The sequence below is a fragment of the Pseudoalteromonas sp. P1-7a genome (assembly GCF_001401855.1).
GTDB lineage: Bacteria > Pseudomonadota > Gammaproteobacteria > Enterobacterales > Alteromonadaceae > Pseudoalteromonas.
The window spans coordinates 58734-81379 of sequence record NZ_LKDU01000010.1 but is presented as its reverse complement, the minus strand read 5'-3'; the positions used below and the strand labels follow the sequence as shown (position 1 = coordinate 81379).

Genomic DNA, 22646 nt, shown 5'->3' with positions numbered 1-22646 from the left:
TAGATCGCTCGAGTTGCAATCTTGTGTCGAATGGCTGCAAATTCAAGGTAAGTTGTAGGTTTTTTGAAAAAACAAAAAAGGCCAAGTTTTTAACTTGGCCTTAATTTATAGTGTAAATTGCATGAAAAATTATTCAGGCGCTACTTCAAGCGTAGTAAATAAAGAGTAACGTCCTGCGTCTACACCTTCTTCGTTTACTTTAACTTTGTTAGAGGTTTCGATTAGGTATAGGCCTGGCTCTTTCCATGTTGTGCTAAACATGCCGTTTTTGTCGGTTGTTACTTTTACTTCGCCACGTTCGTTACGGTAGCGTGTATCACCTTTTAAAATACTTACTTCAATGCCAGAGCCTACAGGCTTACCATCTTGTAGTAACTGAAAACGTGCTTGCTCGCCAACAAATAAATCGTTTGGATGTGTTGGGCCGCTAAGCTCAAGGCCTAAACCTAGTTGTGCAGGCTTAGAAGTACCGTTACGGCTTACAAATGTATCTACTGTAGAAATAACCTTAGTTGTGGTTACATCTTTTGCGTTGCTTGGTAATTTAGCATCTGACTTTTTACCAAATACGCGCTTGCGCTTACCTTCTTCGTTTTTGTAGAAGGTCATGTACATTGGTTTTTGCGTCATGGCAATGTGGTAAGTGCCTTCTTCTTTTAGGCTTACCGCTGCTGAGCTTTTACGCTTTAGGTAATAAGCACGAATGGTGTCAGATACTTTTTCACCGTTTGGTGCAAGGGCCATTAGTAGTGTGTCGTCGTACTCTGCGCCTTTTTCTTTTGGCTTAAAGGCTTTGTCGGGTGCAAATATTTCGTTAGAAATACTCGCGTCAATCATTACGTAATGTGCTTTATCACCAGAAAGTGACGTGTGAGATGGCAGTAACCAGCGGCTATGCGCGTTTGCCGATGTAGATACCAGCGCCGATAAGCTAAGTGCGCCAATTAAAGCCGTTTTTAATAAATTAATTTTCATTGTATTTCCTTAAATTCAAATGATTAAGTAGCAGCTATTTAGTGCTTACGGTGACAAAACTGGTTGAAAATTCTTTTTTACCTTCAATGGTCACTTTGCCAGCTTGTGATAAATCAAGTTCTATACGGCTGTAATCACGGCCGCCTTCTTCGCGTACAACTTCAATGTTTAAAAGGTATTTGCCAGGTTTTACGGCATTGCCGTCTAAATCTTTACCTTGCCAGTCAATGGTGTAAGTACCAGCACGCTTAGTTGCACCGCTTATACCGTCAAAGTTAATGTCGGTTTTACCCGCTTTACGCCACCATTGGCGTAAATCTTTAAACCATTCTGCTTTTTGTACCCATAGCGCAAGCGTAGTTACGTGTTTACGCTTTGGCGTTTCTAGCCAAACAGCTACGTAAGGGCGGTGGTAAGGTTGTACATCTAAATCGGGTAGGGTGAGTTCAATCTCTAACTGTGGCGTTTGCGCCTGCGCAGTTGCTTGAAATAATGCGGCAACCATTAATAATGCTGCGCTTAGTACCGTACTTGCTTTTAACATTAAGACACTCCTTTAATTTGTGGCACCCAACATAGGTAAATAACCAAAGGCGTTGCAATGCCTAAAACGGTTATCCATATTCCTGCTAAGCGTTTTTTTCTGTTTTGAAATAAAATAATCATCCCAGTGATTGAAAAAATAATCATCAATACTGCTGAAATATCAATAACCCAGCTCCATACCTCACCGGTGTAGCGACCTTTATGTAAGTCGCCAATTAGGCTTAAAAAACCACCGGTTTGGTAATCTAAATTTAGCTCGCCGGTTGTAAAATCAAGCTCTGCGTAAGCAAAACCTGCGGGTAGTGGGTAATCGAGCATAACCAGTGCGTCTTCTTTTTCCCACTCAATACTTTTAACGTTGGTTAAAGAGTATTGCTCAGCAAGAAACGTTTCTATGTCTGGATAAAGCGTTGGCAGGGAATCTAGTTGTGCATTCGCTTTTGTGACTAATTTTGCTGGAATAGTCGCAGTTACTTGCCCATTATTTTTATCGTTTTTAAGCCAATCAACATGGTTAAGCACAATGCCGCTAACACAAAACAAAATAAGCAAAAAAAACAAAGCTGTAGAAATATAAATATGCAGTGCACGGCTTGTGCTGTACAAAGCACGCTTATTAATAAACGCCATAAAAACAGTAATTAAGTTAAAGTTACAATATGATAATCATTTGCATTAACTATTACAAATTTACTTACTTAACTTTACATTAAATTTTTGGTTAAACGATGTGTGCAAACAAAAGGGGTGGCTATTTAGCGCTAGGCGGGTGCGAGGGCCTTAAAATTAGGTAAATCATTACAGCTATTTCAATTACGCCAACAAGGTAAATAACCCAAACAGGGGCGCTTGAGTAAAGTAAAAACACAAAGCCAATTAACATACCAATTGCGGCGTAGCATTTTGCTTTAACTGGCACTACTTTATGCGCTTGCCATTGTTGTAAGGTAACGCCGTAACGAGGGTGGTTAAGCAGCCAATGTTCAAGCGCCGGCGATGAGCGAGTAAAGCAGGTAAGCGCAAGAATAAAAAAAATGGTAGTAGGCATAACGGGCAGCACAATACCAATAATGCCAAGCGCAACAAGTAATAAACCAAGCGCTTTAAGCCATAAGTTTTTATAACAAATAAATACTGCTTTTATATTCACTTAGGCTCTTTTAAGTAATGGTTGTTAGTTAGGATTGTAGGCCAAATCGTTGTAAAATCTAACCCTATAAATGCAAAAAAGGGCAAACTAAGTTTGCCCTTTTAAAATACCAAATATGTTTTACTTATTTAGAAGTAGTAACCTACGTTGATGTTAAAGCGACGTTCTGTGTCGCCATCACCAATAATTGTACCGCCAATAAATGGCTGGTTACGCGCTTGAATAAAGTCAAAGTAGGTAAATAACGGACCTGCCGATACACTCATACCGGTTACGTTCATCCACGTGTTTGCGCTGTCGTCAGACTTGTCGTAAATAATGCCGTAGTCGTTATAAAATTGCACGCCAGTTACTGGGCCCCAATCAAGTGATAGGTCGTATGCTACGTTGAAGTTAGTCATCGTTGCTTCGCTTGATACGGTATCGTAGTAATCAAATGCGCCAACTACAAAGCGGTTGCTGTTGTCGTCTAGGTCGTAGTCGTATTCGCCGTGCTGAAATTGAATATTCCAGTTATTAATTTGGCTGTTTACGTGGAACGCCCATGCACCGTAGTTACCAGCGCGGTCGTTACCATCATGTAGGCCACCACTTAAAAGTGATATACCCACATCTGTTTTAGCGTTTTCGCCATGCTCAATTTGATACACTGTACGACCAGCAAAGGTGTTGTATTCACCAAGGCGAGAACCAGGGGCATCGTATGTGCCTTCGGTTGTTGCACGGCTACCTACAATATCGAAAGAGTAACGTTCGTTAACTTCTGAGCTGCCATCAACACCGCCTACTTCATCATTTTTGAAAAAGCCCAGATCTAGTTTCCAATTGTCTTTAAGTTTGCGGTTTACTGTTACACCTAAATCGAAGTCGTCTTCTAGGCCAACGTAGTAGTTAGTGCTAAAAAAGTAGCTGTGTGAGTTGTATGGGCCGTTACCAAACGGTACAGGTGCAATACCGGCTTGCGCTTCCCAGCCATCTGTAAATTCGTAACCTAAGTATGCATACTTAACAATGGTCATGTAATCGTAAAAACGAAAATCACCATTTACAGAAATATCGCTAATTTCGCCTGATAAGTTAATGCGAAATACTTCAAAGTCTAAATCGCCGCCACGGTCTTGCGTGTCTTCATCGTATGAATTAGTGCTGTAGTTAAAGCGTACGGCACCGCCAATTTTAATGCCTTCGTCTTCTTGCTCAGGCGCAGCTTGTGCAACAACAACTTCTTTGTTGTCGGATTTTTTACTGATTTCGGCAACTTGTTGTTGGTGTTGCTTGTTGATTTGGCTTTGCTTTGATTTTTCATCAGCGAGCTGCTGTTCAAGCAACTGCATTTGTTGCTTAAGTTGCTTTAATTGGTTTTGCAGTGTGTCAAGATCGGCTGCGTGAGAAGTGCTTGCTGCACCACCAAGCATAAGTGCTAGTGTTAATTTTGAGAGTTTAGTCATTGTTGATGCTCAGATTGTGTTTAAAAAATAAAAAATTCAAGGTGCCCAAAAGCCCCTTACGAATGATGTAAGAACTAATTTAAATTTATTTTTTTTATTTTTTATTTATTTGGTGTTTGAGTTAACGCGCCTACCTCTAACAGAGGTGATGCGTCTAACTTATCAGCATCCATCATTGCTGCAACGCGTTGCATAGATGAAAGCAATAAACTTTGCTCCCATTCTGCAAGTGCAGAAAACTTTTCAATAAAGTGTTCTTGCAGTGGCTGAGGCGCTTTTTCTAGTAACTCTTTCCCTTGCTCGGTGAGGTATAAGCTCACTCGGCGTTTATCCATTTGACTACGAACGCGTGTTACAAGGTTTCTGCTTTCTATTCTATCAAGAATATTAGTCACAGTAGCCGGGCTTAAATTAACATTCTGAGCTATACGGCTAGCGGTTATTCCATCGGTGTGCGCTACTTCTTGCATTATAAGCAATTGTGGGCCTGTTAAACCTGATGTTTTATTTAGCTGCTTAGAATGTAAGTCAATCGCGCGGATTACTTTACGTAAAGAAACTAATAATTCGTCATATTTTTGCATTTGCTTATCTCGTCGATGGGCCAAAGGTGTGCCGTAATCGCGAAATGTTACACATCAAATAAATTGAATTCAAATAATAAATTAAGCTTGAGCCCATGTTCATTGGTTTTTATTAGTTTGAGCAGAAACTAAAATAGTATAACTTTGTTTAAAACTTATTAAATGTTATTAGCATATTGTTTGCATTGTGGTGCGCACACTACGTATGTTGAGAATAATTGGCAAGTCTTATGGTGTAGACTTTAGTATTATTCATAACAGCTGTTGCTAATTAGTAATTGTTTGTAAGTTAGCTGTGTATGTATTAATCGCCAATGAACAAATTTCAATCCACAAATGTCAACACGCCCTAGTAAGTATAGCGTATACTTTACACATGCATTATTGTTTATATGTACATGTTAAAAATCTTTAATATCAGTATTGTAGGGAAAAACATGAAATTATCGCCATCAGTTAGCATTGAACAAAGCGAAACCGGTCTAGAGTTTATAAAAGTAGCGAGCTCAAAGTGTGATGCAAAAATATTTTTGCAAGGCGGGCAAATTACCGAGTTTATCCCAAAAAATAACAAGCCACTTATTTGGGTATCTAACAACGAGACGTTTAAAGAAGGGGTAAGCATTCGCGGTGGGATTCCTATCTGTTGGCCTTGGTTTGGTAACCATGAAAACCAAGATTGGCCAGCGCATGGCTTTGCACGTACCAGTTTATGGCAAGCTGACGAAGTGCACGAAAGTGATGAGCACATTACAATTAGCTTAAACTTACCCATGAAATTAGTTAACCCAACGTATTGGCCTCATCACTCGGCGTTAAAGGTTGAGTTTGTTTTGAGCGAGCAGTTACAGGTGCGTTTAACCACAACTAACTTAAGTAATACTGCGTTTAGTTATACTCAAGCGCTGCATACTTACTTTCCTACCTCAGATATTAAAAATACGGTTGTTGATGGTTTGCAAGGCGCGCAATATATTGAATTTGGCGAAGGGCCTTTTGCTCAAAACGAACAAGTTAATTTTACCCGCGAAACCGATATGGTGTATACACAGGCCGCGCTGCTGCAGCACATTCATACCCCAGATGGGATTATTAAAGTAAGCCGCGAAAACTCAAGCTCGTGTGTGCTGTGGAACCCGTGGATAGAAAAGTCTAAGCGTTTATCTAATTTTGCTAACGATGAATACCTAAGCATGGTGTGTTTAGAAGCCGCCAATGTGTTAGAAGATAAGGTGACACTTGAGCCTAAGCAAAGCCATACGTTAGTTACTACGATCAGCTGGGATTAACAGCCAGTAAAAAGGAAAGGTACATAAACGTGTTTAATAATCAGCAAATAATGGATTTACCAAAGCACAGTGAAATACAGCTCAACCCCTTGGCCGATAAAGCGTTATTACACGTGCAACTTAACTGGCTGGCGTTTTACATTCCTTTTTGCGCGGTATTGTTTGCTGTTTGTTACTTTAACGAAGCGTTTGCTAACAAAGCACAAACCTACTTGCTAATAGGTGTGCCCATTTTAATTTTGCTTTCAATGCTTTATAACGCCGTGAGTATTAAGCTGCAGGGCTTTGCACTGCGCAATCACGATATTGCGTTTAAAAAAGGGGTTATTTGGCAGCAAATAACTATTTTGCCTCTCGCGCGTGTACAGCATATGGAAATTCACCAAGGCCCTATTGAGCGAGAACTAAAGTTAGCCAGTTTAAAGTTATTTAGTGCCGGCGGGGTCAGCGCTGATTTACAAATAAGTGGCTTAACCCACGAGCAGTGTAAAAACATACGCCAGTTTGTACAAAATTATCGCCAAGACGACACACCCGCGCAGGTTGAATTAGCCAATGAGTAATACCATTAGCGAGGAGCAAAGTAGCTCACTACATTGGCAAAAAGTATCGCCTTGGGCGGTAGTGTATTTTGTGGTGTATTTTAGCGTGCGCTTTGTAAAAGACGGGCTTTTAAACCTACTACCCATGCTTGTGGTGTTTGTTACACAAGTAGAAAACAAGCTGTTTTGGGCGCAAGTAGCTGGTGCTACTGCATTGGTAACACTGCTAATCTATTCAATTTTATATTACATAAATTTTAAGTTTTGCATTAGCGACGATCACGAAATTTTGCTTAACAAAGGGGTGCTTAAAAAAGAGCGCCTAACGCTCAAGTTTTCGCGCGTGCAAAATGTAAATATTGCTGAGCCCTTTTATTTTACTCCCGTTAATTTAGTTAACTGTATTTTTGATGCCGCAGGCAGCGTAACGCAAGAGGCGGTATTGCCAGGTGTTACCAAAGCCTATGCTCAGCAAATGCGTAAACAAATTTTTGCCTTTAAAGCGCAGCAGCAACCCGACGAGCAAACCACCTCAAGTGAGCATTTTGAAGCAGAAAATAGCTTACGTATCAGTAATAAAGAAATTGCTAAATTTGGCTTAATGTCAAACATGGCTATATTAGCCATGGCCGCTATTGCGCCTTTTATAAATGTGTTGGTTGATTTTTTAGAGCAACAAATTATTGCTAAGGTTGAGGGATTTTATCAGCAAGAGCTTGGTTTACTGGCAAGTGCAGCAACCTTTGCCATGATCACGCTTATTGCTTTGCTTGTTTTAATTGCTGTGATGCTGTCGGTAGGCATGTCGCTTATTCGTTTTTATAATTTTGAGCTTTACTTTAAAGGCCAAAAATTTAAACGCATTGCTGGTTTATTAGAGCGCCATCAGTTGTCTATGAGCATGGATAAGGTGCAATCGATTGTTATAAAACAAAACCTAATGGGGCGATTACTAAAGCGTTTTACCGTTGAGTGCTTACAAGCAAGTAGCGGCGGTATAGCGGCGGGCGTGGCTGCTAAAAAAAATAAACAAACCTTAGTGTTACCCGTTTTAAATAGCGAGCAAGTAGATAGCGTATGCCAATGGATTTACCCGTGGTTTAATAGCAAAAAATTGCAATTTAACGGCGCAGAACGTGCCTTACTTTATAAAAACTTGAGCTTTTATGCGTTAATTCCAAGCGCTATTGTGCTGCTAGGGTGCTACTTAGGTGACTTTAACCTTTGGTTTAGCGTGGGCGTATTACTTATTTTAGCGGGATTGGTAACGCTTGCTTATCAGCGTTATGGCTATTATTTGCATGAAGACAACGGCCGTTTTTACATGGTGGTACGCAAAGGGATGATAGGTGTGCATTACCGTGTATTTGAGTTGTACAAAGCACAAAGTGCACGCAGTATTAGTACCTACTTTATGCGCCGCGCAGGGCTCAAAAGCCTGTATATACAACTTGCGTCAGGGTTTGCATTTATGCCCTATATAAAGCAGCAAGATGCTGATTATATAATTGATTTTACACTTTATCAGGCCGAGTCAACGCAGCGTAGCTGGATGTAGTTATACCAATTGACTTATACCAATCCGCATAATTAAGTGTTCTATTTTGAGGGTGGATAAACGTGTTGATAGCAAGGCAAAAAATTCGCTATTGAGAACAAGCTATTACTTAATTTAAAAGTTTATAAAACATACACTTTTATAAGCTTTGTTACATTTTTTTACTGCAACGTTGGCTGGTTTAATAATACTCTAAGTGGTATCAATCATTTAAAGGATTATTATGAAAAAATCACTCATCGCTGCCTCTTTGTTATTAGCCACACCTACCTTAGCTGCTGATTGGCAAACTATTCATACCGAACACTTTAATGTGCATTACAGCACCGAAAATGCCGATTATGCTAAATCGACAGCGGTAGAACTTGAAATAGTGCGCAGTAAAGTGCTTGAGCAGCAAAACCGAGCGCTCGATAAAGTAGTTGATGTGGTGGTGTTTGATCCCCTAAATGCGCCCAACGGTTTTGCTTTACCTACTTCTAATAATCCCTTAATGGCCCTTTTTACCACGCCCCCACAATCAGACACGGTGGTTTCTAACATGAGTGGCTGGCAGCAATTACTTATATTGCACGAATATATTCACTTAGTGCATTTAGCGCAGCCAACACGTAACACATGGCAGCAAAAAATAAGGGGTGTGTGGGATATTTACGACTTAACTTACAGCGATATGCCGCGCTGGGTAGCCGAAGGTTATGCAACCTTACTTGAGTCAAAAATGACGGGCCGAGGGCGACTATTTGATAACTACACCGAGTCAATGCTAATTGAGTTTGCTCAGCAGGGGGCACTGCCGAGCTATAGCCAACTAAGCGCCACCGAGGGCGGTTTTATGGCAGGCTCTATGGCGTATTTAATGGGCAGCCGGTTTTTAAATTGGCTAGAGCAAACGTATTCAACGCAAATGCTCGATGCTGTTTGGACGCGCATGCAGGCTGTTAAAAAGCGCGATTTTAACGAGGCCTTTACTGGGATATTTGGCCAAAGTGCCGCTAAGCTATATGGCCGCTTTATTGCTCAATATACTTATAAAGCTATGGCAAAAGAGCAGTTAGAGCCTGCGCTTAACAGCGAGCTGTGGTTAAAGCTTAACTTATATGCAAGCAACCCTGCGCTTTCAAAAGATGGCAGTAAACTTGCGATTGTTGAGCGCGATAAAGATAAAAAAACCAAGCTTATTATTTACAGCACGCAGGAAAATACCAAAGCAGAGGAAGCATTTACAAAAGCACAAAAAGCGCTATTAGAAAACGATGCATTGGATATACCCGATAACCCCCCGAGTGTATTTAAGCGTGAGCAAAAACACATATTAAATCAAATAAACAGAGCGGGCATTGCTAATCCACAATGGGTAAATAACAACACACTTTACTTTAATGCTTATACGCGTGAAGAGACGGGTATTTATAACAAGGTGTCTGATATTTTTAGTTATAACACCGAAACCGGAAACGTTGAGCAGTTAACTAAGCTAGCTGGCTTACGTCGTTTTACTGTTACAAACAATGGCGAAACCCTTTACGCTGAGCAAGTACGCGGTGGCTACTCAGAGTTAGTAAAAGTAGATTTAGCCACGCAAACCATTACCCCTTTGTTTTCAAAAAGCTTAAAAACAGCCTACGACTATCCAACTTTTAGCCCTGATGAAACCCAATTAGCTTATGTATCCGCCAATTTAAATGAGAATTGGCAATTGTATATACAAGATATTGCCAATAATACTCGCCAAGCCGTGCCTATGCCCAACGGGTACCAATACCTAAGCCAGCCCAGCTTTAGTAAAAACGGTGAAAAAATTTACTTTGTAGCCGGCTTAAAAGGCTCAACTGATATTTATAGCTACCATATTGCAAGTAATACATTAACTAAACTTACCCAGGGCCAAGAGGCCGTTGCTCACCCCCTAGAAACAAGCAACGGAGCATTACTTTATTTATCCATTACTGCTGATGGGCCTAATGTAAAGCTATTACCAAGTACAGTAGAGGGCGAAATAATTACTGATTTGGCACAGGATAATAATGCGCCACTGCTTTTGGTGGATCAGTACACTTTGCCTAAAGCAAAAATATATAACGACAATGTAGGTAAGCAAAGCAGCTACGATGTGCTTGATCAGCATGGAAGTTTAGCGCTAGGCGCACAGTATTACTCTGCCGCTACAAGTGCTTTAAATATTAATATTAAAAGCAGTGACTTACTTAAACAGTTAGACCTTCAAGCGGGATATAGTGTTGATTTAAATGATGATGCTTTGCACGGTGGGTACGCCCAAGCAAAATACAATGCACTGCCAGTTAAGCTTAAATTGAGTGTATTTGATTATGATTTAAATACTGCAAAACAATACCAAGCGAGCGAAAATGCAGAAGTACCTGCACGAGGTGGTTTTGCAGTCTTAAGTTACCCAATTAAATACGCGGCGTTTAGCCTAACGCCAGAGCTTGCCTTTAACTATACCGATTATAAGCAAGACTATAATAAATGGGCGCGCATAGGCATTACCCAAAGCTGGCAGTACGACCGTCAAGCATTTGCTATAGGGCAAAGTGTTAATGCCCAGTATTACGATGGCAGCAGTAAAAACATTAATTGGGACGGCTACGATTTAGCGGCCAACGTATTTGGTAAAGCGTTTGATGTGCCGCTTTATATTAATTTTACTCAAAAGCAGCGCGATAATAGTAGTTTAGCGCTAGGCGGATTTAGCTCAAACCTAATTAGCGAGCACCAAAATAGTGAGTTTGTGCTGTCATCAGAGCTGCCATTTTATAGCACAACTGCTGAGCGCTATATGGGTTATGGCGGTGGCTTTAGCTTTAAAGAAGGCATGCCGTGGCTTTATTATAAACAGCATCAGGTAGATGATGCGGTATACGCACAAAGTTATGGTTTAAAGTATCAAGGCAATTTTAGCTTTGGACTAGGTCCAGCCGGTGTGAACGATTTAACCTTTAATATGGGGTTATCGCGCGTAGAAGGCGATAGCTTTGAGGATGAAATGCGCGGCTGGTTTAGTTTTTACTACTCGCTATAAGTAAATTACGATAACACGCTAATGCACTTGTGTAATAAGTGCATTAGTAAAAGCTGCGTTTAAACTAATTTAAAGTATTGGTGGTTAATTGGGCTTGTTTAGCGATGCAAGCTTAGCTTGATACACGTTTAGTCTTTCTTTATTACGCTCATATTGGATGGCTTTTTCAAGCAAGCTTTGTGTTTGCGCTGTGTGACCTTGCTGGTAGCGAATTTTAGCCAGCTCTAAATAGAGCTCCGATATATAAGGAGCTTTTGCAATGGCGAGTTCAAGTTGCTTTTTAGCTTGGGTGACCTTGCCCTGATGTAAGTTATTTTTAGCAATCACGAGTAGCTCGTAGGGGTCTTTCTCTTTATCAACAAGCTGGCTTGTTAGGCGTTTTTCTAGTGTTTTATCTCCTAGCTCTTTTGCTAATATTCGATAGTTATTAATTAAATTTATACTTATATCGTTTCTATCAAGCGCGGTTTGATAAATCATGTGAGCGCTTTTTAGATCGCCTGCGCGGCGGTGCAATACGCCGGCTATATTAAAAAGCTCTGCATCGTTTGGGGTAAAGCGGTTGGCTTGCATAATTAAAGAGTAAGCCTTATTAAGATTGTTTTCGGCTAATGCCGCGGCGGCTAAGTTACTATAAAACTTACTGAGTAAATCGTTATACGTTGCACTACCGGAATAAAAGCTGCCACGTGTGGGAAAGTAGTCTATTAACGTGCCAGGGCGAATAAATACAATATAGTTACCATCTATTTCTTCTTCTGGCGCATACACTTTGGTTCTAAAGTGATTGGCGATGTAGACTAAATTACCTTCTTTGGCATACACAGGTTCACTGGTCATTTCTTGAAAGCTGGTATCGAGGCCTAAAAGTGTGGCGTAGCTTTGGGTTAATACAGCTAAACTAATACAGTTGCCTTGTGCGCGTTTAATAACTTGTATAGATGTTAGTGTATCGCCGTGATACTTAAAGTTGGTAAGTTGGCTTTCTAGGTAGTTAAAAATAATTTCATCAGCGCGAACTTCATTTAAGTGTTTATGCGCGTATGCTAAAAACTTTTCTTGTTCGGGTTTTGGCAGCTCAAAAATGCTCTGCTCATTAGGTGTTTTAACTTGCTCGAAAAGAGAGTGGTTAATTACGTGTGTTAGCTGCACCTTTTTAATGGGCATTGCAGGCGGCGTGCTATTACAGGCAGTTAAAAAAAGGCTAAGAGTAAAAACTAGATATTTCATATATCACCTCACTGTGATTGTTAACATTACAGTGAGGTGATTTTTTAATCAAGCACTTGCAGTGCGGTGTTTACTTAAGCGGTTTTTTTGAGACTGCTTTTTGCGCTTACGGCGAGTAAACCACAAATAAAAGCCAGTACCACCAAGCCAAACAGGGCTTAAACCAATAACACACCAAATTATTTTACTAATGAGCCCTGCAAAATAACCAAAGTGAAGTTTTCTAAAGCTATCAATTACTTGCCAACCTACACCCACTTCGCGGATGTCCCAGTTTGCCATATGCTCGCCCGTTAGCTTGTTGTAAGTAACGGTATTGGCATATTCGCTGGCAAGTGGGTTACTGGTATCTACTTCTCCAAATAGCGTTATGTTTTCGTCTGGCTCAAGCGGCATGACTAAAAATGTGCCATTAAATGTGGGTATTTGCTTTTGGCTATCATCAAGCACGTGTTGAAAAGAAATCTCTTCATTGTATAAATTTTTAGTAAGTACGAAGTGTTCTTCTTCTGCGTGTTCAATGACTTCGTGATACCACACAGCGCCGTTAAAGTAGCCGCCAGTGATGGCTAAAATTATAATAATGGGCGAGCCAATTACACCGGTCATTTTATGGATGTCGCTAAGCACTATTTGCAGTGTGGCGCGCCAGCGTACGCTAAATAAACGCTGCCAAAACTTACGATAAATAATAAGACCTGTAATACCTAGTACTAAAAAAAACACCGCAAAAAAGAAGCCTAAAACGGTACCAGTTTGGCCTGGTAAATTTTTTAAATCATTGAGTAAAAAGGTGTAGTGTAAATCTAAAAACCAGTCTGTAAAGTAGTGGCTGGTTCCCACTGGCTCTGAAAGAATATTGCCAGTGTATTGATCTAAATGAAATTTATACCAGTCTTCTGTACCGCGCTTTATTAAATAAACCCGATCAGCAGTATCATCGTTAAATATTTCCCAGCTACCTACGACATACTCAGGGTACGCTTTTTGCGTTTTTGTTATAAGTGTATCCATAGGTAAGCGGTTGGCTTGTTGTTGTACAACAAAGTGACTGTCTGGCATTAATAAGCCGTCAATCTCGCTTTTAAATACCAAAACGCTACCCGTTACACTAATAACAAACAGCGGGACAAGCGCGATAAGGGCTACCCAACTGTGAATTTTAAAAAGTGTTTTTCTCATAGTTTATAATTGTGTAATTGCCACAGACCTGCGCATGATAACAATTATCAGTACCATTTCATAGTTGTGCGACAAATACACACTCGTTGTTTAAGACAGGGTGCAAAGTGTTCAGCCTCCAATATAAAAGTACGATTTGGTGTCCACTTAAAGTAACGGTTTTTGTACAGCTATCTTGCCAGTGCCTAATATAGGGTTACGCTAATTTGTTGAGTAAAATATATTCACCATTACAATGCGCGCTCACTTTAAAACTCATTTAAAAACAGATGTTTATTTATTGTTTCTAGCGGGTTTTATATTAACATTTAAGTAACGAGCGAGGTTGTTTTGGCGCACTATCTACCTATTTTGTCGGCTTTTATTTTAGTTTTTAGCTTTTTACCGCTATTGAGCAAAATTAGAAAGAATCGCAGTGTGTCGGGGTTATCACTATTAATGATGACTTTTGGTTTAGCGCAAAGCCTCTACTTTATTACTTACAATATTTATTTTGAACGCTACTTTATAGCACTACCGTTTTTTGTAACTGGAGTGCTAAGTGGTTTAATTTTATATTACTTTGCCCGCTATAACGCCGCAAAAGCTGAACGTATACAGCTTGTGGCTATGCTTGGCTTTTCGTTATTACCTTTTTTATTGCTGTTAAATAAAAGCCTAGAAACAGCATCGGTACTTAACGCACTTACATACGTAGGGCTAGTAATGAGCTCAGTACGGGTAATGCCGCAAACGTATAAAACCTTACGCAGTGGCAATATTAGCAATTTAAGTGCTCGCTACTTTAGCTTGCAGTTTGTAGCAGGTACCTGTGGCTTGTATGTAGAGCTAAGCAGTGCTATGACCAGCACCTCACATATTTTAATGTTTGTTATGCTGCTGCTTACAAATGCTGTGCAATTTGCGTGTATGCAATATTATAAAATGCGCCCCGCAATGGCTTAGCTATAAAATTAATAGTGATTATTTAATGACTATGTGGCAGGTTTAAACTCTAACTAATTTAGGGGGTCAACCTATGCAACTCACTATCCATCAAATTGATGCATTTACAAGCTCTTTATTTAAAGGCAATTACGCAGCTGTGATCCCGCTAGAGGCGTGGCTTAGCGATGAGTTAATGCTAAATATAGGCGCTGAAAATAATGTGTCTGAAACTGCGTTTACTTGCCCTCAGGCTGATGGCAGTTTTGCAATACGGTGGTTTTCACCATTAATGGAAATAGATTTTTGCGGCCACGCCACGCTCGCTGCTGCGTATGTTTTATGCGAGCAACACAACCTTAGCCAAGTGCGCTTTAACGCCACGGCCGTAGGGGAGCTTGTTGTAAACAAAAATAGCGATGGTAGTTTTACTATGACCTTTCCTAAACAGGCGCCAGTAGAAGTGAACACTATACCCGAAGCGCTGTTAAAAGGGTTGTCTATACAACCAATTAAGGTGCTAAAAAATCGTCAAGCATATTTTGCTATTTACGAAAATGCGCAACAAATCCATGATTTAACTACTCAGCCTGATTTATTAAAAACCTTATACCCACTTGATGTTGTCGCCACATCAAGTTCTGCTGAGTACGATATGGTGTCTCGTTATTTTTGGCCTGCAAGTGGCGGCGAAGAAGATTTTGTTACGGGTTCTATTCACACTGGCCTTGCCCCTTACTGGGCACAGCAGTTAGGTAAAAATAAATTAAACGCGTATCAGGCTTCAAGCCGTGGTGGTTTTATACAATGCGAAGTAGGCGAGGATACCGTCAGGTTAACTGGTAACGCTGTACGGTATTTAAAAGGTACAATTTATTTATAAACTCGCATTAAAAAGGCCACGTATTACGTGGCCTTTTTGATTGAGTTTATTAAGCTTCTAACGCTTTAGCAATTAAGTGATCAATATACTTTTTATGTGCTTTAGTAGCTGTATCGGCTCCCCATCCTACGCTTGTATCAGCTATTTGTGTTAGCTGGTACAGCGCGGCAGTTTTTGCCAAATTATCGTGTTTACTTGCTTTGCCTAGGCCTGCAATAGCAATAAGCTGATTTACATACTCTATTTGTAGATTGCGGCTAATAGACGTGCTCTCTTTGCTATCAACAAAAATACTGGCCGTTAGGTCGTCCATAAATTGCGTTAGGCTATATTCATTACCATACAGTGCGGTGTCTGAAATACGTAGCATAACAGCCGGGTGCAGCAATTGCGCAAGTACCGTTTTTTGCATGCCTAAAATCATTTTGTGCGCTTTAGGGTCTTCATTTTTACCATAATGGTTAAAGCCACGGCGTTGTTGCTGTAAATAGTTGTATAAAGGCTGCATGCTGATTAGCACATCAGGTGCAAATACATATTTAGCAAGTATGTTCATTGCTTGCGTTTGGCGCTCAAGCGGTACTGGCATAAACGGCTTACTTGCATGTGTATCACCTACTACTGCACGTTCAACATATACGCCACCTATTTGGCGAGAAACAATACCTGCTTGTCTTCGGTATTGACCGAATAAACTATTAGCCGAGGTAACCAGCTGTTGATAAGACTCACCTTTTACTGTGGCTTTATCTTTTAGCTCCGTAAATAGTTTATCAATTAGCGCCATGCGGTCGGCGCCATAGGCTGCAGGATTTGACGATAAGTCGCCAATCATTACACGGGGGTCTATGTGGCGGCCCGGGGCGCGCATATCATCGGCATCATTACCGAAGGCAAGGGCATGTTCGCTTGAGCGAGCGAGTATGTTTTCAAGTCGAACTTGTTCGGCATCTTTATCTTCTAAGGCGCTGCTATAGCCATAGTTGATAGCCCAATCATCATAAGGACCCGGCTTAGTTTGAAAAATATCACCTTGCTGTACACCGATTGGCGCGATGTTAGCGGGTGCATAATCCATCACAGAACCGGTTACTATGCCTTGAGTTTTATTTTTGTCATGAACCTCTTTTTCATCCCACAAAATAGACGATTTCATATTGTGGTTTAAGCCTAATGTATGACCCACTTCATGAAGAATTAACTGGGTTAAACCTTGGCGAATCATTTCATTGTCATCAATCGAGGCACCTGTTGCTAAGCCTTTAGCAACCAGCAGGTTTTGTTGAATTTCATGGCCTAGTGAGCAATTTAACTCACCTTGTGTAGGCAGGTGTTGGCCGTGGCTCATTGTGCCTTGGGTGTATAGCGTGTCGTAAATCCAGCGGTTTTTCATAAATACAAACTCAAGCATAATGTCTGAGCCGAGTATTTCACCTGTTAGTGGGTTGGCAAGAGCCGGTCCGTAGCCGCCAAATGGCGGTTTTGGCGATGAAGTCCAACGCAGTACGTTGTAGTTAATATCACCAGCATCCCACGTTGCGTCATCGGGTTGTACTTTAACTTCGAGTGCGTTTTTAAAACCGGCTTTTTCAAACGAGCTATTCCATGTAAGCACAGCATCGCGTATTGTGTCGCGCCACTCTACAGGGGTGGTGTTTTCTATCCACCAGGTAATTGGTTTTACCGGCTCAGAAAGTTCAGCATCAGGGTTTTTCTTTTGTAGATCCCAGCGCTTAATAACATCGTCATAGGGCGCCCAATCGGTTGAGGTCATTAGATCAAATTGATTGGTGAAATAACCTATGCGCGCATCATCTTTACGTGGTTGGTAATCGTTTTTAGGTAATGCCACAAAAGAGTGCTGGACCTTTACAGAGATATTGCGCGGGTCACTTACGGCACTTGTACCACGCACGGTGGGACTGGCATTACTAAATACGTAATCAACGACTATATCTAAGTTGTTTGGGTAGGGGCGCTGTTTAACAATACGCGACTTTTTAGTATTTAATTTACCTACTTTAAAGCGTTTTTTAGCGTTTTTATCGGCTGGGTTTGGCGTTGGCGATACCTTGTGTAGCGCTTCACTTAAAAATAGCTTGTTGACCTTAAAGGCTATTTTACCTTCTTCTTCTTTTTCTATTTTAATGCTGGCTAAAACGGCTTCGCTGATGTTGGCATTGCTTGCTTTGGCAATGGCGCTGTTTTGATCAAATTTATAGCGAGGTGTTTTGCTCACTATATCTATGCGGTCAAAGTATTTTCTAAACTCAATGAGCTTGGTTTCTCTATAGGCGCCGCGATAATGCCCGGCATCAGTGACACCGTCGACTGTATGGGCAAAGTATACAAAAGGGGTATTAAGCTGCGACTCGGTGATCACCATTAAGTGTTCACCGGTTTTTTGGTCTTGGTATAAATTAAAAATACCTGAAAATTCGGTTTGTCCTTCGACCATTTCGCTCAGGGTTTTTACTTTTTTGTCTTCTTTTTTATCATCAGCCACTGCGTGGCCGCTTAGCGCTATACTCAGTGTTAGCGCAAGGGTTGTTAATTTCATTGTAATAATCTTTTTCGCTGTTATTTATTAAGGGTGACTGTACGTAAATTAAAAACTGTTCGCACATGTTCTCGATGAAATAATAGCCTAAACTTGTAATTTGTTGATTTTAAATAGTAAAAGTTTGTAACAAAATATAATAAATGCGATGAGTAGCAGGTGTTTGTTAACGGGTACACAACTAAATTCAGTGCCCAATTTGATTTGTAACAGTTGCTTACAAATGTCAGGTTAATGTTTTATTGCGCTCTGTTATTATAGTGTTAGTAGAAATATGAGGTAATTAGGATATGCAATCAAATTCACTGAGATGGGTGTTCCCATTTGTAGCATTAGCCATTGGTGTAGTGGGCTTTATGGGAATAAACGCTATTGCACAAGAAGATCAAAATAAAACAGCAGTAGATACACGACCCACCGTGCAAGTTGAGCCTGTAGAAGCTAATAATCACCAAGTAATAATAAACAGCTACGGCGAAATAAAACCATTAGAAAACACACAGTTGGCGGCGCAGGTGTCGGGGGAAGTAATTAGCTGGCATCCTAGTTTTGTAGCTGGTGGCGTGGTTTCTCGTGGCGATACACTTATTAGTATTGAAAAAGACAACTACGAAGCAGCCGTTTTAGTTGCCGAAGCCGATTTAGCGCGTGCCAAAGCAGCCTTAATTGAAGAGCAAGCGCAGGCAAAAGTAGCCGAAGACGAAGCAAAGCGTTTTCCGAATAAAGCACGTACAGACTTATTTTTACGTAAACCGCAGGTGTTAAGCGCCCAAGCAGCGGTTAAGTCGGCGCAAGCCGCATTAAAAAGAGCACAACGTGATTTAGAAAACTGCGATATAAAAGCCCCATACGATGCGTTAGTAGTGAGCCGTAATGTAGGCGTTGGCCAGTTTGTGGCTATGGGTGCACAAGTGGCTGATTTAAATAATATAGAAACAGCAGAGGTTATTATTCCTATTGCTGGTTTTGATAGCGTATTTTTACCGGAGCGAATTAAGGGCATTAAGGCCACTATTATTCAAAAAGGGTTAAACAGTTTTACACGTGAAGGCGTGATTGACCGCGACCTAGGTATTGTAGATAACGCGACGCGCATGAGCAGCTTAGTGGTACGTATTGAAGACCCATACGGCTTAAAAACACAGCAACCGGCTATTAAATTTGGCAGCTACGTGCAGGTTAACTTTGCAGGCGCCATGCTTAATAATATTTACCGTTTGCCGCAATCATTAGTAAATAACCAAACGGTGTGGATAGTTAACGAAAACCAAGAGCTTGAACCGCGCAAAGTAACCGTAGTGAGAGAAGAAGGCGAGTACTTTTATATTAGCAGCGGACTTAATGCCGATGATAAGTTGGTTACCACGTTACCTGAGTACCCACAAAAAGGCATGCAGGTAAAAGTGGCTGGCATGAGCGAGCCAAGTAACGCTAATACAAACACCGAAAGTAGCGCTGAAGCGCAACAGTTGTAAGGTGTAAATTAATGAACGAATCAATTGAAAAAAAACAAACAGGGTTAATAGCTTATTTTGCTAAAAACTCTGTTGCAGCCAACCTAATGATGGTTTTTATCATCATTATGGGGGTTATTAGCTACTTAACTATTCAGCGCCAAATGTTTCCTAATGTAGAAATTAACTACATTAATGTTGAGGCCAATTACCCCGGTGCTTCACCACAAGAAATTGAAGAAAGCATTCTTATAAAAATTGAAGAATCACTAAAGGATGTGACCGAAATTAAAAAGGGCGTGTACCGCGCCTTTAGAAATGGCGGTAGGGCAAGCCTTGAAATTAACACCGATGCAGAGCTTACCGATGTGCTTGATAAGGTAAAGCTGCGTGTTGATGGTATTGCAACCTTTCCTGCGGGCATGGAACCGGTCACCATAAGTCAGATTGAGTTTAGGCAAGATGTTATAGGGATGACCTTAGTTGCCGATTTGCCGCTGACAGAACTCAAACCAATTGCTAATCAAATTGAAGATGAGCTATTACAGCTATCTAACGTATCGTTGGTAGAAAACGATGTGCCGCTTGATGAAATTGCCATCGAAATCGACCCTGATACGTTACGCCAATACAATTTAACCCTAAGCGATGTAATGAACGCGGTGCGCAGTTATTCTGCTAACTTTTCGGCGGGGCAACTAACAACCGATGCGGGGGTTATTTCTGTTCGGGTTGAAAACCAGTATTACTCTGGTGATGAGTTTAGGCAAATACCGGTAAAAATAGGCGAATACGGCGCTAAAGTGTTGCTTCAAGACGTTGCCGTTATCAAAGACCAATTTACCGAAGGCGAGCGCTACTTTAAATTTAACGGCGAAAACGCAGTGTATATGTCGGTAAAGGCTACGCAAGATCAAAACATGATTCCGGTTGCCGAGTCGGTTAAAGCATATATTGAGCAAAAGAATACCCAGCTACCACCGGGTGTTAGGTTAGAGCCATTAATGGACATGACGTACTACCTAAATGCGCGCCTTGATATGATGAAAGCTAACTTGTTTCAAGGGGCAATATTAGTCGCTATTATGCTTTCGTTATTCTTGCGCTTTAAATTAGCGCTTTGGGTAATGATTGGCTTACCGGTGTGCTTTTTAGGGGCAATGATGCTAATGCCGTTATTTGGTATAAGCATTAATATAATTTCGTTGTTTGCATTTATTATGGTGCTCGGTATTGTGGTTGATGACGCCATAGTAATAGGGGAAGCCGCTTATACTGAGGTAGAAAAAAGCGGAGGCGGAGTTGAAAACGTCGTTCGTGGTGCAAACCGTGTAGCAACCCCTGCTACATTTGGTGTATTAACAACCATTGCGGTGTTTGCCCCATTTACACTATCGAGTGGGCCAGAAAGTGCCTTCTTTTACGCGATTGCTGTAGTAGTAATACTGTGTTTAGTATTTAGCTTAGTTGAGTCAAAACTTATTTTACCGGCGCATATTGCCCACACGCACTTTTCACCTATTAAAAAAGGTGGCTGGCGCGATAGGTTTAATATGCGCTTTTTTGGTTTTGTAAATGGCCCTTATAAGCGTTTTATATCCCGCTGTGTAGACTGGCGCTGGACGGTATTGTTTGGCTTTATTGCTATGTTTTTTATAAGCATTGCGCTTATCACATCAAATAAAGTACGTACTGTACCTACGCCAAAAGTGCCACATGATTTTCCGCAAATTCATATAGAAATGAACGACAATGTGTCTGACTTACAAACTATTGCAGCTATTCGTGAAGTAGAAGCCATGGTGTTGCGAGTTGATGAAGAAACAGAGCGTGAATTTGGCCAAAAAATAATTCGTGATGTACTGGTATTTAATCAAGGTAGAACCGAGTCTCAGTTACTTGCGCCGTTAGTTGATGAAGAATTACGACCTTATAACGCGTTTGAACTTTCGCGCCGCTGGCGAGAAGCCATGCCTACCATTGCAGGCATTAAGTCACTCACTATTGAAGATGATGTTGGCGGTGGTGGCGGCACCGGTGAAGGCGAGTTTGGTTATTTACTATTTGGCTCTGATATAGATACGCTTAATGCCGCAGGCCGTCGTTTTATTCAGCTACTGCAGCAACAAAAAGGCTTGTTTGATATAAGCTCGACCATTGACCCTGCTAGCAAAGAAGTGCAAATGAGCTTAAAACCTGTCGCTTACGATTTAGGGCTCGACCTTGCTAATATTGCAAACCAGGTAGGCGCCAGTTTTTATGGTGGCGAAGCGCAGCGTGTAATACGTAACGGCGAAGAAGTAAGAGTAATGGTACGTTACCCTAAACTGACTCGCGAAGCGTTTTCATCGCTAAAACACACAGTAGTTACAACACCGCAAGGGCGTGAAGTACTTTTAGGTGATGTAGTTGAGCTAACCGAAACGCCAGGGATTAGCTATATTCGCCGTGAGGGCGGTTATCGTACAGTGTATGTGTACGGCAGTATTGATGAAGAAGTTATAGAGCCAGGCGAAGTGGTTTCACAAGTAAAAGAAAACTTATTGCCACAGCTTAAAGAGGAATACCCAAGCGTTAAATCAGAGTTAGGTGGTGCAATAGAAGAGCAACAAGCGCAAGCTAATGAGCAGTTTCTGTTTTTTGTAGGCGGCATGATTTTAGTTTATATATTACTTGCCGTACCACTTAAAAGTTACGCCCAGCCGCTTATTGTTATGTCGGTTATTCCGTTTAGTTTAACGGGGGCTATTTGGGGTCACTTTTGGTTTGATTTAGACATTAGCTTAATGTCGGGCTTTGGTTTAATCGCCGCGGCCGGCGTAGTAATAAACGACTCGTTGGTAATGACCGACTACGTAAACCAAGTACGCCGAGAGGGTGTAAGCGTTAAAAACGCGGTAATAGAAGCCGGTTGCGCACGCTTTAGGGCAATATTACTCACCTCAATTACCACCTTCGCAGGTGTGTTGCCCATAATGTTTGAAACCAGCTTACAAGCTAAGTTTGTAATCCCTATGGCTGTAGCGCTTGGCTTTGCTGTGATGTTCGCAACACTTATTACGCTTATATTGGTGCCATGTTTATACATAATTTTAGGCGATATTGGTAACGTGTTTAAAATGGTTTTTCGAAAAGTTTTTAGACGAAAAGCGCCTATAAATCAAACATCTTAAACCACTTAAAGCCAACTCTAGCGAGTTGGCTTTTTAATTATTAAGGATTGCATAAAAATCTCGGTTACATTCTTTTGTTTGAATAAACCATGCGCCCGTTTTATA

Annotated in this window: 17 protein-coding genes; 8 read left to right on the top strand and 9 right to left on the bottom strand. The window is 40.9% G+C overall.

From position 1 onward, the window contains the following. Positions 1-129: 129 nt before the first annotated feature. The 6 genes from AN389_RS08760 to AN389_RS08735 all read right to left on the bottom strand — a co-directional run bounded on the left by AN389_RS08760 (position 130) and on the right by AN389_RS08735 (position 4703). Positions 130-975, bottom strand: a complete 846-nt coding sequence (locus AN389_RS08760) for a DUF4198 domain-containing protein (protein ID WP_055015523.1) — start codon at positions 973-975, stop codon at positions 130-132. A gap of 34 nt (positions 976-1009) precedes the next feature. After that, entirely contained in the window at positions 1010-1519 is a 510-nt protein-coding gene (locus AN389_RS08755) for a DUF2271 domain-containing protein (RefSeq protein WP_055015524.1), read from the bottom strand. Beyond that, positions 1519-2151 carry a PepSY-associated TM helix domain-containing protein gene (locus AN389_RS08750; RefSeq protein WP_055015525.1) on the bottom strand — a complete coding sequence of 211 codons (633 nt, stop codon included), beginning with the start codon at positions 2149-2151 and terminating at the stop codon, positions 1519-1521. The genes AN389_RS08755 and AN389_RS08750 overlap by 1 nt, the downstream gene beginning before the upstream one ends. Positions 2152-2272: 121 nt before the next feature. Beyond that, positions 2273-2671 carry a YbaN family protein gene (locus tag AN389_RS08745; RefSeq protein ID WP_055015526.1) on the bottom strand — a complete coding sequence of 133 codons (399 nt, stop codon included), beginning with the start codon at positions 2669-2671 and terminating at the stop codon, positions 2273-2275. A gap of 128 nt (positions 2672-2799) precedes the next feature. Continuing rightward, positions 2800-4119 (bottom strand): hypothetical protein, encoded by a 1320-nt coding sequence (locus AN389_RS08740; RefSeq protein WP_055019639.1) that lies wholly within the window; start codon positions 4117-4119, stop codon positions 2800-2802. A 101-nt stretch (positions 4120-4220) separates the two neighbouring features. Beyond that, entirely contained in the window at positions 4221-4703 is a 483-nt protein-coding gene (locus AN389_RS08735; protein WP_004586011.1) for a MarR family winged helix-turn-helix transcriptional regulator, read from the bottom strand. Between the two features lie 437 nt (positions 4704-5140). Here AN389_RS08735 and AN389_RS08730 point away from each other — a divergent pair, with 437 nt between their 5' ends. The 4 genes from AN389_RS08730 to AN389_RS08715 all read left to right on the top strand — a co-directional run bounded on the left by AN389_RS08730 (position 5141) and on the right by AN389_RS08715 (position 11135). Further along, positions 5141-5992: a D-hexose-6-phosphate mutarotase gene (locus tag AN389_RS08730; protein WP_055019653.1), complete on the top strand. Its 852-nt coding sequence runs from the start codon at positions 5141-5143 to the stop codon at positions 5990-5992. A 29-nt stretch (positions 5993-6021) separates the two neighbouring features. Then, positions 6022-6555, top strand: a complete 534-nt coding sequence (locus tag AN389_RS08725; protein WP_082430549.1) for a PH domain-containing protein — start codon at positions 6022-6024, stop codon at positions 6553-6555. Continuing rightward, positions 6548-8092, top strand: a complete 1545-nt coding sequence (locus tag AN389_RS08720; RefSeq protein WP_055019638.1) for a PH domain-containing protein — start codon at positions 6548-6550, stop codon at positions 8090-8092. Before AN389_RS08725 ends, AN389_RS08720 begins: the two co-directional genes overlap by 8 nt. A gap of 223 nt (positions 8093-8315) precedes the next feature. Beyond that, entirely contained in the window at positions 8316-11135 is a 2820-nt protein-coding gene (locus AN389_RS08715) for a PD40 domain-containing protein (RefSeq protein WP_055019637.1), read from the top strand. A gap of 84 nt (positions 11136-11219) precedes the next feature. Here AN389_RS08715 and AN389_RS08710 read toward each other — a convergent pair whose 3' ends face one another. Together AN389_RS08710 and AN389_RS08705 are read right to left on the bottom strand one after the other, a co-directional pair. Next, positions 11220-12365, bottom strand: coding sequence for a lipopolysaccharide assembly protein LapB (locus AN389_RS08710; RefSeq protein WP_055019636.1), 1146 nt, complete (start codon positions 12363-12365; stop codon positions 11220-11222). Between the two features lie 48 nt (positions 12366-12413). Then, complete coding sequence (locus tag AN389_RS08705; RefSeq protein ID WP_055019635.1) at positions 12414-13547, bottom strand: PepSY domain-containing protein; 1134 nt, start codon at positions 13545-13547, stop codon at positions 12414-12416. Between the two features lie 330 nt (positions 13548-13877). Here AN389_RS08705 and AN389_RS08700 point away from each other — a divergent pair, with 330 nt between their 5' ends. Beyond that, positions 13878-14492, top strand: a complete 615-nt coding sequence (locus tag AN389_RS08700; protein ID WP_055017884.1) for a SemiSWEET family transporter — start codon at positions 13878-13880, stop codon at positions 14490-14492. Positions 14493-14565: 73 nt separating this feature from the next. Then, the gene (locus AN389_RS08695; RefSeq protein ID WP_055019634.1) at positions 14566-15354 is read left to right on the top strand and encodes a PhzF family phenazine biosynthesis protein; all 789 of its coding nucleotides are present in this window, start codon (positions 14566-14568) and stop codon (positions 15352-15354) included. Positions 15355-15403: 49 nt separating this feature from the next. Here AN389_RS08695 and AN389_RS08690 read toward each other — a convergent pair whose 3' ends face one another. Further along, positions 15404-17914, bottom strand: a complete 2511-nt coding sequence (locus AN389_RS08690; protein ID WP_055019633.1) for a zinc-dependent metalloprotease — start codon at positions 17912-17914, stop codon at positions 15404-15406. A gap of 290 nt (positions 17915-18204) precedes the next feature. Here AN389_RS08690 and AN389_RS08685 point away from each other — a divergent pair, with 290 nt between their 5' ends. Continuing rightward, on the top strand, positions 18205-19389 hold the full coding sequence (locus AN389_RS08685; protein WP_055015537.1) for an efflux RND transporter periplasmic adaptor subunit: 1185 nt from the start codon (positions 18205-18207) through the stop codon (positions 19387-19389). An 11-nt stretch (positions 19390-19400) separates the two neighbouring features. Further along, positions 19401-22541 carry an efflux RND transporter permease subunit gene (locus AN389_RS08680; RefSeq protein WP_055015538.1) on the top strand — a complete coding sequence of 1047 codons (3141 nt, stop codon included), beginning with the start codon at positions 19401-19403 and terminating at the stop codon, positions 22539-22541. Positions 22542-22646: the final 105 nt, after the last annotated feature.

Coding starts and splice junctions, on each gene's coding strand:
- AN389_RS08705 (WP_055019635.1), bottom strand. CDS start 13,547: ATGAGAAAAACACTTTTTAAAATTCACAGTTGGGTAGCCCTTATCGCG.
- AN389_RS08680 (WP_055015538.1), top strand. CDS start 19,401: ATGAACGAATCAATTGAAAAAAAACAAACAGGGTTAATAGCTTATTTT.
- AN389_RS08690 (WP_055019633.1), bottom strand. CDS start 17,914: ATGAAATTAACAACCCTTGCGCTAACACTGAGTATAGCGCTAAGCGGC.
- AN389_RS08730 (WP_055019653.1), top strand. CDS start 5,141: ATGAAATTATCGCCATCAGTTAGCATTGAACAAAGCGAAACCGGTCTA.
- AN389_RS08710 (WP_055019636.1), bottom strand. CDS start 12,365: ATGAAATATCTAGTTTTTACTCTTAGCCTTTTTTTAACTGCCTGTAAT.
- AN389_RS08750 (WP_055015525.1), bottom strand. CDS start 2,151: ATGGCGTTTATTAATAAGCGTGCTTTGTACAGCACAAGCCGTGCACTG.
- AN389_RS08715 (WP_055019637.1), top strand. CDS start 8,316: ATGAAAAAATCACTCATCGCTGCCTCTTTGTTATTAGCCACACCTACC.
- AN389_RS08720 (WP_055019638.1), top strand. CDS start 6,548: ATGAGTAATACCATTAGCGAGGAGCAAAGTAGCTCACTACATTGGCAA.
- AN389_RS08755 (WP_055015524.1), bottom strand. CDS start 1,519: ATGTTAAAAGCAAGTACGGTACTAAGCGCAGCATTATTAATGGTTGCC.
- AN389_RS08695 (WP_055019634.1), top strand. CDS start 14,566: ATGCAACTCACTATCCATCAAATTGATGCATTTACAAGCTCTTTATTT.
- AN389_RS08740 (WP_055019639.1), bottom strand. CDS start 4,119: ATGACTAAACTCTCAAAATTAACACTAGCACTTATGCTTGGTGGTGCA.
- AN389_RS08685 (WP_055015537.1), top strand. CDS start 18,205: ATGCAATCAAATTCACTGAGATGGGTGTTCCCATTTGTAGCATTAGCC.
- AN389_RS08735 (WP_004586011.1), bottom strand. CDS start 4,703: ATGCAAAAATATGACGAATTATTAGTTTCTTTACGTAAAGTAATCCGC.
- AN389_RS08760 (WP_055015523.1), bottom strand. CDS start 975: ATGAAAATTAATTTATTAAAAACGGCTTTAATTGGCGCACTTAGCTTA.